A 13,527-nucleotide genomic window follows, 5' to 3' on the forward strand; every position below is an offset into this window, starting at 1 on the left:
ATTGGGTTATGCGCTGAAGCCACCATCGATAGTCAGGCTGGCACCGGTGATATACCCCGCTTCCGGCCCGGCCAGATATGCCACGAAACTGGCAATCTCTTCCACGTGCCCGTAACGGCCCACCGCCATCAACCCGATCAGGCTCTCGGCAAAATCACTGTTTGCCGGGTTCATATCGGTGTCCACCGGCCCAGGTTGCACGTTGTTGATGGTGATGCCGCGCGGCCCCAGGTCCCGCGCCAAACCCTTGGTCAAACCGACCAGCGCCGCCTTGCTCATTGCGTACGGGCCACCACCGCCAAACGGCATGCGCTCGGCATTGGTGCTGCCGATGTTGATCACCCGGCCACCTTCACCCATATGCCTGGCGGCTTCCTGGGTGGCGATAAACACGCTGCGCACGTTGATCGCCAGGGTCTGGTCGAAGTCTTCCAGCTTGAAGTCTTCCAGCGGTGCAATGGCCAGCACGCCGGCGTTATTCACCAGGATGTCTAGGCGGCCGAAGGCTTCCACGGTGGCGTTGACTGCGTTGCGGATCGCAGTGGCATCGGCGCTGTCGGCGTGGATCGCCAGGGCTTTGCCGCCTTCGCTGATCACGCTGTGCTGCAGGGCTTCAGCCTTGGCGGCCGAGCTGACGTAGGTAAAGGCAACGGCTGCACCCTGTGCTGCCAGGCGCTTGACGATGGCGGCGCCGATGCCGCGGGAACCGCCTTGGATCAAGGCGACTTTGCCGCTGAGGTTGTGTGTGGTCATGTCGATCTCCTGGTCATTCAAGGCGCAATGCCCTGTTGTTGGGGCCGAGTATCGACCTCGCTCGCCGCTGCCGGTAGACCGTGATTGCTATAGTCTGTGTAAACCAAAAGTTTAGAGTGTGGCGTTATGGAAAGCTTTGGCAGTATCGAATGCTTTGTGCGCAGCGCCGAAGGCGGCAGCTTTGCCGAGGCGGCCCGGCACCTGAGCCTGACCCCGGCGGCGGTCGGCAAAAGCGTCGCCAAGCTGGAGGTGCGCCTCGGCGTGCGGCTGTTCCAGCGCAGCACCCGGCGTCTGGCCCTGACCGAAGCCGGCAAGTTGTTCCTGGCCGAAGTCAGCGGCAGCCTCACCACCATCCAGAATGCCGTGGCTAACCTGGCCAGCGCCGAAGGCCGGCCGGTGGGCACGCTCAAGGTCAGCATGGGCACCGTGTTTGGCAATCGCTACGTGGTGCCGTTGCTGGGGGCGTTCATGGCGCGCTTTCCGGATATCAGCCCGGACTGGCATTTCGACAACCGCCAGGTGGACCTGATCGGCCAGGGCTTCGATGCCGCCATCGGTGGCGGTTTTGAGCTGCCCCAAGGGGTGGTGGCGCGCAAGCTGGCGCCGGCGCATCGGGTGTTGGTGGCCTCGCCGGATTACCTGGCGCAGCGCCCGCCGGTGCGCGAGCCCGAAGACTTGTCGCGCTGCAAGGGCATTCTGATCCGCTCGCCGCAAACCGGGCGTATCCGGTCCTGGCAATTGACCAGTGTCGCGCGCGAACACCGCCCGCTGGTGCTCAAGCCCGGCATGACCATGAGCGACTCCGAAGCCGCCTGCTGTGCCAGCGCCCAGGGCCTGGGGATTGCGCTGGTGAGCATGCCCATGGCCGTGCCGTTCCTTGACAGTGGCGCGGTGGTGCGCGTGTTGCCCGGCTGGTGTGTCGACGACGGCAATATTTCCATCTACTACGCGGAGCACAAACTGCTGCCCGGCAAGACCCGGGCGTTTGTGGATTTCATCATCGAGCAGTTTGCCGAGAAGAAGCTGGGCCAGAGGTTCAGCGCAATCTGAAACCAGGTGCCGGTCAGCGGCCGAACCGAGTCGGCCAGCCAATCACCTGCTTCGGCCGTGGCGTCGCGTAAGTGCGGATCTTCGACGTCGACAACCCTAGTCGCACCAGGGATTCGGCAATGGTCACCGCCGCCGTCACCCCATCCACCACCGGCACGCCGGTGCGCTGGCGAATCTGCTCATCCAGCCCGGCCATGCCGCCGCAACCCAGGCAGATCACTTCGGCCTTGTCCTCGCGGATGGCCAGTTCCGCCTGGCGCACGATGGCTTCCATGGCGGCCAGCGGGTCTTCCTCCAGTTCCAGCACCGCCATGCCGCTGGCGCGCACCGAGGCGCAGCGCTGGTACAGGCCGGCGAGTTTCAGGCGGTCTTCGATCAGCGGCACGGTGCGGTCCAGGGTGGTGACCACGGAGTAGGCGTGGCCCAGGAACATTGCGGTGCTGGCCGCCGCTTCGGTGATGTCCACCACCGGCACATTCAGCAACTCCTGCAAGCCTTCCCGGCCGTGCTCGCCGTAGCCGGCCTGGATCACCGCATCGAACGGTTGGTCGTAGGCCATCACCCGGTCCATCACGGCGATGGCGGCCAGGTAGCTTTCAAAGTTGCCCTCCACCGATTCCGCGCCGAAGTAGGGCGTGAGCCCGACAATCTCGGTGCCCGGCGAGGCCACGGACCGCGCCTGTTGAGCGATGGTTTCAGTGATGGATTCGGTGGTGTTGACGTTGACCACGAGGATACGCATGGAAGGTCCTTACTCAGTGACTGACGTTATCGACGGCAATGCTTTCGCCGCTGACATCGGCGTAGAACGGCTGGCGCTTGGCGATCAGCAGGTACAGCAACCCTGCAATACCGGCGCCAAACAACCAGGAAAACGGCGAGACGCTGGCAAATCCCGGCAACAGCGCCAGCAGGATGGCGATCACGGCTGCAGGAATAAACGCCGCCACTGCACGCATATTCACCCCACGGCTGTAGTAATAAACGCCATTCGGGTTTTCGCTATACAGCTGCGGTACGTCCACCTGGCTTTTACGAATCAGCCAGTAATCGACCATGATCACCCCGTACAGCGGCCCCAGCAGCGCGCCCAGGCCGGAGAGGAAATACACGATCACCAGTGGGCTGTTGTAGAGGTTCCACGGCAGGATCAGCACGGCCACGGTGGCGCTGATCAAGCCGGCACGGCGGAAGTTCAGGTATTTGGGTGCCAGGTTGCTCAGCACAAAGGCCGGCGCGACGAAGTTGGCCATGATGTTCACCGCCACGGTCACGATCAGGAACGCCAGGCAGCCCAGCACGAGAAAGAAGGTATTGGGGATGGCTGCAATGATTTCAGTCGGGCTTTCGATCACTCGGCCATTGAGTTGGAATTGCCCGCCGCACAGCAGCACGGTGATGGCGGCAAACACCAGGATATTCACCGGCAGGCCCCAGAAGTTGCCGACGAGGATGGTCTTGCGGCACGGCGAAGAGCGCGCGAAGTCGCAAAAGTTGAGGATCAACGTGCCATAGATCGCCAGCCACAACGCGCCACCGGCAAAGATATTGCGCCACATCTCGCCGCCGCTCAGCGGTTCGCGGATCGACCAGGCAATGTGGCCGCCGGCCTGGAAGTACATCCAACCGGCCAGCGCCGCCACCGTCAGCAAAATCACCGGCCCGGCGAAGCCTTCATAGCGGCGCACCATCTCCATGCCATAAGCGAGGATCACCAGTTGCACGAACCAGATCGCCACGAAACAGGCCCAACCCAGGGTCGATAGTCCCAGGATCGAGTTGTGGTCATAGTCGGCAAAGCCCGGATGAATCGCCGTCAGCAGTACGCGGAAAACCACCGACGCCAGGTACGTCTGGATACCAAACCAGGCAATCGCTATCACGGCGCGGATCAACGCCGGGATCTGCGCGCCGTGAATGCCGAAACTGATGCGGCTGATCACCGGAAACGGCACGCCGGTCTTCTGGCCCATATACCCCGACAAGTTCATGAAGAAGTACACCAGCGCCGCGCCGATGCCCAGGGACAACAGGATCTGCCAGCCGCCCAGGCCCAGCGCGTAGAGGCCGATGGCGAACGAATAGTTGGCGATGTTGTGCACGTCATTGGTCCAGAGCGCGAAGATGCTGTAGCGCCCCCAGCGTCGGCCTTCGACCTTGGTGGGCGCCAGGTCCTTGTTGTGCAGGCGCGGGCTGAGCACCAGGGGGCCGGGGCTTGCGGCGTCCGGGTTCAGGGTGGAGGAGGGCAGATCCAGTGCGATGTTATTCGAGAGGCTTGTACGCATTCCGGCAGGCTCCGGCACATCTGCCGAGGCGCTGCAGATGGCAAAGTGTATGTAGGTTTTGTATTTATTGTATACAAGGCGTATTTCACCTTAAGCCACATGCGTGCCAGCTTTGGATCTATGAAAGTCCTGGGTAATTTCGTTTTTATAGGTTAGTTAAATAACTGGCTGAATTTGAAGAGATATAAATTGACCGATTGAACAGCTATTTATTTTTGCGTTGTCAGCCTGTGAATCACCAGGCCAACCGAGGGGAGGGGGGAGGTGTTACGTTATGGTGCGGCTGAAGAAAAATTGCACACATAAATGGCACCGATGGTTACATCTATGTGTACATCTCTAACACTCAACCCAAAACAAAATGAGGGAGGGGGCTTGCCCTAATACCAGTCAGTTAAGCGTACATCGCCTCCTGTAGGAGCGAGCTTGCTCGCGAAAAACGTCAACGATAACGCGTGCTTCCTGAATGAACGCGGCGCCTGTGAGTTTTTCGCGAGCAAGCTCGCTCCTACAAAAAGCCTCAACTGACTAGCATCAGGGCAAGCTCCCTCCCACATTTTTTACAGCATCAACTTCAAGCCTTGCTGATGATATTCCCGGCATGCAGCCCGCATTCCTTCTGCGTGGCTTCTTCCCACCACCAGCGTCCTTCGCGCTCGTGCTGGTTCGGCAGCACAGGACGGGTGCACGGCTCACAGCCGATGCTGATAAAGCCGCGCTCATGCAGGCTGTTGTACGGCAGCTCCAGCATGCGGATGTAACCCCAGATCTCCTCGCTGGTCATCTGCGCCAACGGGTTGAACTTGTACAGGGTACGTTCCGGGGTGGAGAAGGCGGTGTCGATTTCCAGCGCCGCCACCTGGCTGCGGGTGCCGGGGCTCTGGTCGCGGCGTTGGCCGGTGGCCCAGGCGCTGACGCCGGAAAGCTTGCGGCGCAGCGGCTCGATCTTGCGCACGCCGCAGCATTCGCCATGGCCGTCCTTGTAGAAGCTGAACAGGCCTTTCTCCTTGACGAAGGGTTCCAGCTTGCTCTGGTCCGGAGAGATCAGTTCGATGTCGATCTTGTAGAAGTCGCGCACCTGCTCGATAAACCGGTAGGTCTCCGGGTGCAGGCGACCGGTGTCGAGGCTGAACACCTTGACGTTCTTGTTCAGCTTCCAGGCCATGTCCACCAGCACCACATCCTCGGCGCCGCTGAAGGAAATCCACAGGTCATCACCGAACTGGCTGAACGCCAGCTTGAGAATGTCCTGGGCAGACTTGTTGGCATAGGTCGTGGCGAGTTCAACGACATCGAAGGCTTGGTTCATCAGGACGGTTCCTACAGGTCAATGGCGCTGAGCGCTCTATAGGGGAGCGATGGTATCAAAATCCGCCCTGCGTTGCGGCGGCGGGCTTGAATCGCTAGAGTTCGGCAGTCCTTTTGCTCGCTCAACTAACAACATCTAATGGGAGTGTCTTGTGGAAATTGCCTGTCTCGACCTGGAAGGGGTGCTGGTGCCGGAAATCTGGATCGCCTTCGCCGAAAAAACCGGTATTGAATCCCTGCGGGCCACCACCCGTGACATTCCCGACTACGACGTGCTGATGAAGCAGCGCCTGCGCATCCTCGACGAACACGGGCTCAAGCTCGCCGACATCCAGGAAGTGATCGCCACCCTCAAGCCGCTGGACGGTGCCATCGAGTTCGTCAACTGGCTGCGCGAGCGCTTCCAGGTGGTGATCCTGTCCGACACCTTCTACGAATTCTCCCAGCCGCTGATGCGCCAGCTGGGTTTCCCGACCTTGTTGTGCCACCGTCTCATCACCGACGAAAACGACCGCGTGGTCAGCTACCAACTGCGCCAGAAAGACCCCAAGCGCCAGTCGGTATTGGCGTTCAAGACCCTCTACTACCGCGTGATCGCTGCGGGCGACTCCTACAACGACACCACCATGTTGGGCGAGGCCGACCGCGGGATTCTGTTCCATGCGCCGGACAATGTGATCCGCGAATTCCCACAATTCCCGGCGGTGCATACGTTTGAAGATTTGAAGAAAGAGTTCATCAGGGCGTCGAATCGGCCGTTGAGCCTGTAATTTCTTTCGGTTCGGCTGATGGCCCTATCGGGGGCTTGCTCCCGATGGGGAAGGTAGCGCCACTACCATGTTTCTGTCAGCTCCCTGCAAGCAACCGCTCATAAGGAATACTCAAGCCTTCATGCAGCCGCTTGATCATCGACAGGCTCAGCTTGCGCTTGTGGTTCAGCACTTCGGATACACGTCCGCTGGTGCCGATAAATGGCTCCAGGTCGCGGGCAGTCATGCCCAGTTGCTCCATGCGAAATTTAATGGCTTCCACCGGATCAGAAGGTGGTATTGGGTAATGTTCGGCTTCGTACTTCTCAATGAGTACTGCAAGAATTTCCAGCTCATCGCCTTCAGTCGAGCCGATGTCCGCTCCCCAGAGCTGCTGTACCCGCGCGAGTGCAGCAGTGAGGTCTTCCTCGGAGTGTATGGGTTTGATGTTCATTACACGGTCTCCGCGTTGATCTGGTCGTACTGCGCATGAGTCCCTACGAACCGTATGAACCCAAGCTGTCGCTGGTAATCGATCGCCATGATCACTCGATATTTGTTGCCGCCCACGTTGAATACAACCCTGCCACCTTTGAGAATGCTCGCGGTCCTGAGCGCTGCCTTGAGTGCTTGTGGCGTCGGGTAAATGGCCTTTTCCATATGCCGATACAATTCAATAAGCGGCGCTTTTGCATCGATATAGGCGGGTTGGTTTTCCCAGAATATTCGTAAGGTCGATAGAGCGATTATCCGCATCGCTGCAACCTCCCAATTTGGGAGATAGTAGATGCGCTTGAGAGGAGATGCAATCTCGGAAGTATTTCCTGACGGGTAGGCAGTCGCTTCATGTGATCCTTCACAGACGGCGGGCGGACGGTTGAAGCCGGACGCTATCCTCCGACGTTCAACTGCGTCTACTGTGGGTCTGATTCAGGTTTTTTCTACTGCTTGGCTCTGCGTCTGAGAGCCAGGAAGGCACTGCGCGCTACAGGTTTTCCAGCGTTTGTAACAACACCTGTACCTTCGTCAGCGACTCCTGGTACTCCGCCTCCCACTGCGAATCCGCCACGATCCCACCGCCGCCCCAGCAACACACCTGGCCATCCTTGACCAGCAAACTGCGGATGGCGATGGAGCTGTCCATCTCGCCGCGCACATCCAGGTACACCAGCGAACCGCAGTACAGCCCGCGTCGGGTCGGCTCGAGTTCGTCGATGATCTGCATCGCGCGGATTTTCGGGGCACCGGTGATCGAACCGCCGGGGAAGCTGCCGGCGATCAGGTCGAGGGCGTCTTTGTCGTCGGCCAATGTGCCGGTCACGCTACTGACCAGGTGATGCACGTTGGGGTAGCTTTCCAGGCTGAACAGTTCCGGCACGTTTACCGAGCCAGTGCGGCAGGTGCGGCCGAGGTCGTTGCGCAGCAGGTCGACGATCATCAGGTTCTCGGCGCGGTCCTTGGGGCTGGCCAGCAGTTCGGCGGCATTCGCCGCGTCTTCTTCCGGCGTAAGGCCGCGGGGGCGGGTGCCTTTGATCGGGCGGGTCTCGACGTGGCGCTCGCTGATGCGCACGAAACGCTCCGGCGACAGGCTCAGCACCGCGCCGTCGTCCGGCAGGCTCTGGAACCCGGAAAATGGCGTCGGGCAGGCTTCGCGCAACGCGCAGTAGGCGGCCCAGGGATCGCCCAGGCACGGCGCGCGGAAACGCTGGGCGAAGTTGACCTGGTAGCAGTCGCCCGCCTGGATGTAATCCTGGATCCGCACGATGGCTTGGCGGTAGGCCTCGGCGCTGAGGTCGGGGGCCATCGGGCCCTGGAGTTTGAACGTCGCGCAGGTGTCGACCGCCCCCTGGCTGAACAACGCGATCAGCCGTTGCCGTTCGCTGTCTGCCAGCGAGGGATGAAACACCAGCTGGCTGGCCTGCGCCTGGTGGTCACTGATCAGCGCCCAGGCATACAGCCCGAAGCGCGCGTCCGGCAGGTGCAGGTCATCCACCGCCAGGTGCGGCATGAGCTCCAGGTGCCGACCGAAGTCGTAGCTCAGGTAGCCGATCAAGCCACCGGCGAACGGCAACTGCAAACCGGCAGGAATTGCGGCTTCACCCAATCGCGTCAGGTTTTCCCGTAAGCGATGCAGGAAAGAAGCGCCGCTTTCGTCAGGCGCTACCGTCAAGGTTGCTTCGGGCCAGGCGCTGAGCAAATCGTAACGCCCACGCTCGGCCGCCGGGCGGCCGCTGTCGAGCAGGACCGCGCCGGGAGCGTGGCGAATCGCCGCAAAATACTCGGCGGGGTTGGCCCGGTAGGGCAATGGGTGTACGGAGCAGGTCGACATGCGGGGTTGGATCAGCCAATGGCGCGGGGGGAGAGGGATTGTAGTCCCCCGTAGGATTTGCTCCTAGGGGGGATGTCGGGGATAGACAGTTCGAAGACCGGATCAGCCTTCCACGGGCGGAATATGCCCGAACATCTCCTGCACGAACTTCACCCGCTCTTCCGGGGTTTCCGTCACGCCGGCGGCTTTCAGGTCTTCCAGTCGAGCCTCCACCGCATGGGTGCGCAAGGTCAGGCCGCAGTCGTTGGCGATCTGGATATTCAGCCCCGGCCGCGCATTCAGCTCCAGGATCAGCGGGCCCTTTTCCTGGTCGAGCACCATGTCCACGCCGATATACCCCAGCCCGCACAGCTCGTAGCAGCCGGCCGCGAGCTTCATGAACCCGTCCCAGTTGGGCAGTTGCACGCCATCCACCGCGTTGGTGGTGTCGGGGTGTTTGGTGATGATGTTGTTCAGCCAGGTGCCGCGCAGGGTCAGGCCGGTGGCGAGGTCGACGCCCACGCCAATCGCGCCCTGGTGCAGGTTGGCCTTGCCGCCCGACTGGCGGGTGGGCAAGCGCAGCATCGCCATCACCGGGTAGCCCATCAGCACGATGATGCGGATATCCGGTACGCCTTCGTAGCTGATGCTCTTGAAGATCTGGTCAGGCACCACGCGGTACTCGATCAGCGCACGGTCGCGGTGGCCACCCAGGGAGTACAGGCCGGTGAGGATGCTGGAAATCTGGTGCTCGATCTCTTCATGGCTGATGATCTTGCCCGACACCGTGCGGTAGCGCCCCTCGAAACGGTCCGCCACCACCAGGATGCCGTCGCCGCCGGCGCCCTGGGCCGGCTTGATCACGAAGTCGCTGCGCCCACCGATGATCTCGTCGAGCTTGTCGATTTCCTTCTCGGTGGAGATCACCCCGTACATTTCCGGCACATGGATGCCCGCAGCGATGGCCCGCTCCTTGGTGATGATCTTGTCATCCACAATCGGATACAGGCTGCGCTTGTTGTACTTGAGCACGTAGTCCGCATTGCGCCGGTTGATGCCCATGATCCCCCGAGCTTCCAGGGCCTTCCAGGTCTTCCAGAAGCCGAACATTACGAGTCAGCCTTGAGGAAGGCCTTGAATCGCACCAGCTCGGTCAGGCGGTAGCCGCGATAGCGACCCATTGCCAGCATGAAGCCCACCAGGATCAGCAGGATCGCCGGGAAGGTGAATACGAAATAGATCAGCTCCGGCACGCTCATGATGATGTGCGCCAGGGACGCGGCGAACAGCGTACCAATCGCGACTTTCATGGCATGGCTGGCGCCGCGCTCTTCCCAGGTGATCGACAGGCGTTCGATGGTCATGGTCAAGATCACCATCGGGAACAGCGCCACCGACAGCCCGCGCTCCAGCCCCAGCTTGTGGCTGAACAGGCTGATGGCGGCGATCAGCACCACCACGAAGGTCAGCACCACCGACAACCTCGGCAGCATCTGCAGCTTCAGGTGTTCCAGGTACGACCTGAGGGACAGGCCCAGCGCCGTGATAATCGTGAACAGCACAATCCCGAAGCCCAGCTGCGTCTCTCGGAACGCCAGGGCAATCAGCACCGGGGTAAAGGTGCCCAGGGTCTGCAGGCCGATCAGGTTGCGCAGGATCAGGATCACCAGCACCCCAATCGGGATCATCACCATGATCATGAAGGTCTGCTGGGTTTGTAGCGGCAGGCCGTACAGCGAGTATTCGAGGAAGTTGGCGTCGGTGTTCTCGTCGGTCAGCTTGGCCAGGCGAATCGCGTTCATTTCGCTGTTATTGAGGCTGAAGGTGACCATGGCTTTCTTGCCGCCATCGACGGTGATCAGGTTTTCATCGCCGGTCCACCACAGCAGGCGGTCGGCGGGCAGGCCCTGTTCGCCGGTTTCCGGGTTGAAGTACAGCCAGTCGTTACCATTGAAGCTACGCAGCCACAGCTCCGGGGTTTGCGGCTGGTCGGCCACCAGGCGGATGGTGTGGACCTTTTCCACCGGCACGTGGGCAATGGACAGCAGCAGCTCGACGATCTTGGCCTTGTGCGGCGTCGACGGGTCGCCGGCCAGCAACAGCTTCACGTTGTCGTCGTTGAGGTTGTTGGTGCGCTTGATGGCTTCGGTGATGAAGGTCTCGACGTCGGCCGAATGCTGGCGGATCGGCGCCAGCAGGGCTTCGGCGGCGATTTTTTCCGGGCCTTCCACGGCAATGCTGTCGCGGAAGGTCGGGCCCTTGATCTTGGTTTTTTCGCCGCTGTAGCGCTTGGTCAGCACCAGGCGGTAATACAGGGTCTGGTTGCCCTTGGCGCGGCGTGCCGACCAGGTGACCTTACGGTTGCCGTCGATGCGGTTGACGCTCACCCCGTAGTTATTCGAGATAAAGCTCTCATTAAGGCTGACGAAGTCGCGGCTCAAGGGCGGCACGAACATCTGGATCTTCACCGGGTCCTTGGGGTTGGCGACGAACTCGACCTTGGCGTCGATGTTCCACAGGTCGTCGGTGGCGTCCTCGGTGACGGGAATGCCCAGCACGAAGATCTGGTAGGCGGTGACCGAAATACCCAACACCACCAGGATGGCGATCAGGATTCTCAGGTGCAGGGTTAGAGCGCGCATTCGGTTTACTCGGCGGTATGAGCGTCGGCGGCGCAGGCGGGTTTGCCTGCTGCGTATTTAAGACTGGGGTCGACCAGCGCATCAAAGCGTTTGAGCGCTTCGGAGCCGATCAGCAGCGGGTATTGGAAAGCGCTGCGGTCAGTCAAGTTCACTTCGATGCTGCGTAAAGCGGTGCCCATGCAGATATCCAGGGCAATCACAGGACGGGCGGTGTAGTTCTTGTCCTCATCGGGGTCGTAGTCGCCGGCGCGCCGCTTGATCTTGCTGACGCGGGCCAGGGGGCGTTCGATGGGATGGGAATGGGCGGTGTCGATGGCCAGGTAGAAGCGCACCCAGGATTCGCCGTTGCGCTTGAAACGCTTGATGTCACGGGCGCTGAGGGAGGCGGTCTTGGCGCCGGTGTCGAGCTTGGCGGCTACTTCCAGGTCGATGCCGGCCAATTGCGCGTATTCATTGAGGCCATACACGGTCTTCTCGGCGGCAGCGCCAAGGCTCGGCATGGACAATAGGCAAAACAACAGGGGGAAGGGCTTGAGTCTCATAGATCCTGAGGCGGTGCAGTGCGATGTTCAATTCAAGGCGACTGGCATTGCTGCGCAAGCTCCCTTCGTGCGCCGTTTCATCAAGTGATGTCAGGCAAATGCGGCGGGCATTCTAACATGATGCTTTTCTGGCGCCAGCGCTGGCAGCCGGCCATGCCCTGAGCGAGTGCAGCCCGGATTATTAGACGATTGTCGACAATATAGATTTATTCTTTGACTGGTAGCGGTTTATTGGCTAGTTTTTGCCACATTGCTTTCCAAGGTGTCGACAATATGCTGGGTCAATCAGAAGCTCCGATAATGGCGTCGGACGAATCCCAAACGATGTCCGAGAACGTCTTCCGACGCATCCAGGCCGCCATCGTCAAGGGTGAGATCGCTCCCGGCAGCAAGATTTCCGAGCCGGAACTGGCCCGCACCTACGGCATCAGCCGTGGCCCGCTGCGCGAGGCGATCCACCGCCTGGAAGGCCAGCGCCTGCTGGTGCGCGTGCCCCATGTGGGCGCCCGGGTCGTGTCCTTGAGCCACGCCGAGCTGGTTGAACTGTATGAAATCCGCGAGTCCCTGGAAGGCATGGCCTGTCGCCTGGCCGCCGAGCGCATGACCGACGCGGAAATCGAAGAATTGCGCCAGGTGTTGCACACCCACGAGCGCGACGCCGCGTTCCAGGCGGGTGTCGGCTACTACCAGCAGGAAGGCGACTTCGATTTTCATTACCGGATCATTCAAGGTGCGGGTAACCGCACCCTCACCCAGATGCTCTGCGGCGAGCTGTACCAGCTGGTGCGCATGTACCGCATCCAGTTCTCCGCCACCCCCAATCGTCCACGCCAGGCCTTTGCCGAGCATCACCGCATTCTTGATGCGATTGCCGATCGCGACGGTGAACTGGCCGAGTTGTTGATGCGCCGGCATATCGGTGCTTCCAAACGCAATATTGCCCGTCATTTCCCAGGCGGCGCCCCTGATAGAGGTGAGTCATGAGTTCTAACAACAAAAGCACACCCGGCCAGCGTTTCCGTGACGCGGTCGCCAGCGAGCACCCCTTGCAGGTGGTCGGTGCGATCAACGCCAACCATGCGCTGCTGGCCAAGCGCGCCGGCTTCAAGGCGATCTACCTGTCGGGTGGCGGCGTGGCGGCCGGTTCCCTCGGCGTGCCGGACCTGGGCATCACCGGCCTGGATGACGTACTCACCGACGTGCGCCGTATCACCGACGTCTGTGACCTGCCGCTGCTGGTGGACGTGGACACCGGCTTCGGCTCCTCGGCGTTCAACGTCGCGCGCACGGTCAAATCAATGATCAAGTTCGGCGCCGCCGCCATCCATATCGAAGACCAGGTCGGCGCCAAGCGCTGCGGCCATCGTCCTAACAAAGAGATCGTGTCCCAGCAGGAAATGGTCGACCGCATCAAGGCCGCCGTGGACGCGCGCACCGATGATAGCTTCGTGATCATGGCGCGCACCGACGCGTTGGCCGTGGAAGGCCTGGAGTCTGCCCTGGAGCGTGCCGCCGCCTGCATTGAAGCCGGCGCCGACATGGTGTTCCCGGAAGCCATCACTGAACTGGAAATGTACAAACTGTTCGCCGCCCGTGTGAAGGCGCCGATCCTGGCCAACATCACCGAGTTCGGCGCGACGCCGCTGTATACCACCGAACAGTTGAAATCTGCCGATGTTTCCATCGTGCTGTACCCGCTGTCGGCCTTCCGCGCCATGAACAAGGCCGCCGAGAACGTCTACACCGCGATCCGTCGCGACGGCACTCAACAGAACGTGATCGACACCATGCAAACCCGCATGGAGCTTTACGATCGCATCGACTACCACACCTTCGAGCAGAAGCTTGACGCGCTGTTCGCCGCGAAAAAGTGACGAACACGCCTCCCTG

The 13,527-nt window shown here is 61.0% G+C and carries 14 protein-coding genes; 4 read left to right on the forward strand and 10 right to left on the reverse strand.

Features of this window, described 5'->3' with window-relative positions; genetic code table 11:
- Window positions 1-6 precede the first annotated feature (6 nt).
- Window positions 7-753, reverse strand: a complete 747-nt coding sequence (locus PspCFBP13509_RS11590) for a 3-oxoacyl-ACP reductase family protein (RefSeq protein WP_027603657.1) — start codon at window positions 751-753, stop codon at window positions 7-9.
- Window positions 754-879: 126 nt separating this feature from the next.
- On the opposite strand from PspCFBP13509_RS11590, the gene PspCFBP13509_RS11595 reads away from it, so the two are divergent.
- Window positions 880-1,803 carry a LysR family transcriptional regulator gene (locus PspCFBP13509_RS11595; RefSeq protein ID WP_065924796.1) on the forward strand — a complete coding sequence of 308 codons (924 nt, stop codon included), beginning with the start codon at window positions 880-882 and terminating at the stop codon, window positions 1,801-1,803.
- 13 nt (window positions 1,804-1,816) lie between these two features.
- Here PspCFBP13509_RS11595 and PspCFBP13509_RS11600 read toward each other — a convergent pair whose 3' ends face one another.
- The 3 genes from PspCFBP13509_RS11600 to PspCFBP13509_RS11610 all read right to left on the reverse strand — a co-directional run bounded on the left by PspCFBP13509_RS11600 (window position 1,817) and on the right by PspCFBP13509_RS11610 (window position 5,397).
- Complete coding sequence (locus PspCFBP13509_RS11600) at window positions 1,817-2,545, reverse strand: aspartate/glutamate racemase family protein (RefSeq protein ID WP_027603659.1); 729 nt, start codon at window positions 2,543-2,545, stop codon at window positions 1,817-1,819.
- Window positions 2,546-2,558: 13 nt separating this feature from the next.
- Window positions 2,559-4,088, reverse strand: a complete 1,530-nt coding sequence (locus PspCFBP13509_RS11605) for an NCS1 family nucleobase:cation symporter-1 (protein ID WP_065924795.1) — start codon at window positions 4,086-4,088, stop codon at window positions 2,559-2,561.
- A gap of 574 nt (window positions 4,089-4,662) precedes the next feature.
- On the reverse strand, window positions 4,663-5,397 hold the full coding sequence (locus tag PspCFBP13509_RS11610) for a phosphoadenylyl-sulfate reductase (protein WP_027603661.1): 735 nt from the start codon (window positions 5,395-5,397) through the stop codon (window positions 4,663-4,665).
- A gap of 151 nt (window positions 5,398-5,548) precedes the next feature.
- On the opposite strand from PspCFBP13509_RS11610, the gene thrH reads away from it, so the two are divergent.
- The gene (gene thrH, locus PspCFBP13509_RS11615) at window positions 5,549-6,166 is read left to right on the forward strand and encodes a bifunctional phosphoserine phosphatase/homoserine phosphotransferase ThrH (RefSeq protein WP_065924794.1); all 618 of its coding nucleotides are present in this window, start codon (window positions 5,549-5,551) and stop codon (window positions 6,164-6,166) included.
- A 76-nt stretch (window positions 6,167-6,242) separates the two neighbouring features.
- Here thrH and PspCFBP13509_RS11620 read toward each other — a convergent pair whose 3' ends face one another.
- The 6 genes from PspCFBP13509_RS11620 to rloA all read right to left on the reverse strand — a co-directional run bounded on the left by PspCFBP13509_RS11620 (window position 6,243) and on the right by rloA (window position 11,637).
- Entirely contained in the window at window positions 6,243-6,599 is a 357-nt protein-coding gene (locus PspCFBP13509_RS11620; RefSeq protein WP_065924793.1) for a helix-turn-helix domain-containing protein, read from the reverse strand.
- Window positions 6,599-6,901, reverse strand: a complete 303-nt coding sequence (locus PspCFBP13509_RS11625) for a type II toxin-antitoxin system HigB family toxin (RefSeq protein ID WP_065924792.1) — start codon at window positions 6,899-6,901, stop codon at window positions 6,599-6,601. Before PspCFBP13509_RS11625 ends, PspCFBP13509_RS11620 begins: the two co-directional genes overlap by 1 nt.
- A 229-nt stretch (window positions 6,902-7,130) precedes the next feature.
- Window positions 7,131-8,474, reverse strand: coding sequence for an aminodeoxychorismate synthase component I (pabB, locus tag PspCFBP13509_RS11630; RefSeq protein ID WP_137212072.1), 1,344 nt, complete (start codon window positions 8,472-8,474; stop codon window positions 7,131-7,133).
- Window positions 8,475-8,576: 102 nt separating this feature from the next.
- Window positions 8,577-9,563 carry an alpha-L-glutamate ligase-like protein gene (locus PspCFBP13509_RS11635; protein ID WP_053132723.1) on the reverse strand — a complete coding sequence of 329 codons (987 nt, stop codon included), beginning with the start codon at window positions 9,561-9,563 and terminating at the stop codon, window positions 8,577-8,579.
- Window positions 9,563-11,095: an osmotic stress tolerance membrane protein RloB gene (rloB, locus tag PspCFBP13509_RS11640; RefSeq protein WP_027603667.1), complete on the reverse strand. Its 1,533-nt coding sequence runs from the start codon at window positions 11,093-11,095 to the stop codon at window positions 9,563-9,565. The genes PspCFBP13509_RS11635 and rloB overlap by 1 nt, the downstream gene beginning before the upstream one ends.
- A 5-nt stretch (window positions 11,096-11,100) precedes the next feature.
- A complete protein-coding gene (rloA, locus tag PspCFBP13509_RS11645; RefSeq protein ID WP_065924789.1) occupies window positions 11,101-11,637 on the reverse strand; it encodes a retropepsin-like aspartic peptidase RloA in 537 nt (178 codons plus the stop codon).
- Between the two features lie 273 nt (window positions 11,638-11,910).
- Here rloA and PspCFBP13509_RS11650 point away from each other — a divergent pair, with 273 nt between their 5' ends.
- The gene (locus tag PspCFBP13509_RS11650) at window positions 11,911-12,621 is read left to right on the forward strand and encodes a GntR family transcriptional regulator (RefSeq protein ID WP_027603669.1); all 711 of its coding nucleotides are present in this window, start codon (window positions 11,911-11,913) and stop codon (window positions 12,619-12,621) included.
- The gene (gene prpB, locus PspCFBP13509_RS11655) at window positions 12,618-13,511 is read left to right on the forward strand and encodes a methylisocitrate lyase (RefSeq protein ID WP_027603670.1); all 894 of its coding nucleotides are present in this window, start codon (window positions 12,618-12,620) and stop codon (window positions 13,509-13,511) included. Before PspCFBP13509_RS11650 ends, prpB begins: the two co-directional genes overlap by 4 nt.
- Window positions 13,512-13,527 lie beyond the last annotated feature (16 nt).

This window comes from Pseudomonas sp. CFBP13509 (genome assembly GCF_005233485.1).
Classification (GTDB): domain Bacteria; phylum Pseudomonadota; class Gammaproteobacteria; order Pseudomonadales; family Pseudomonadaceae; genus Aquipseudomonas; species Aquipseudomonas marginalis.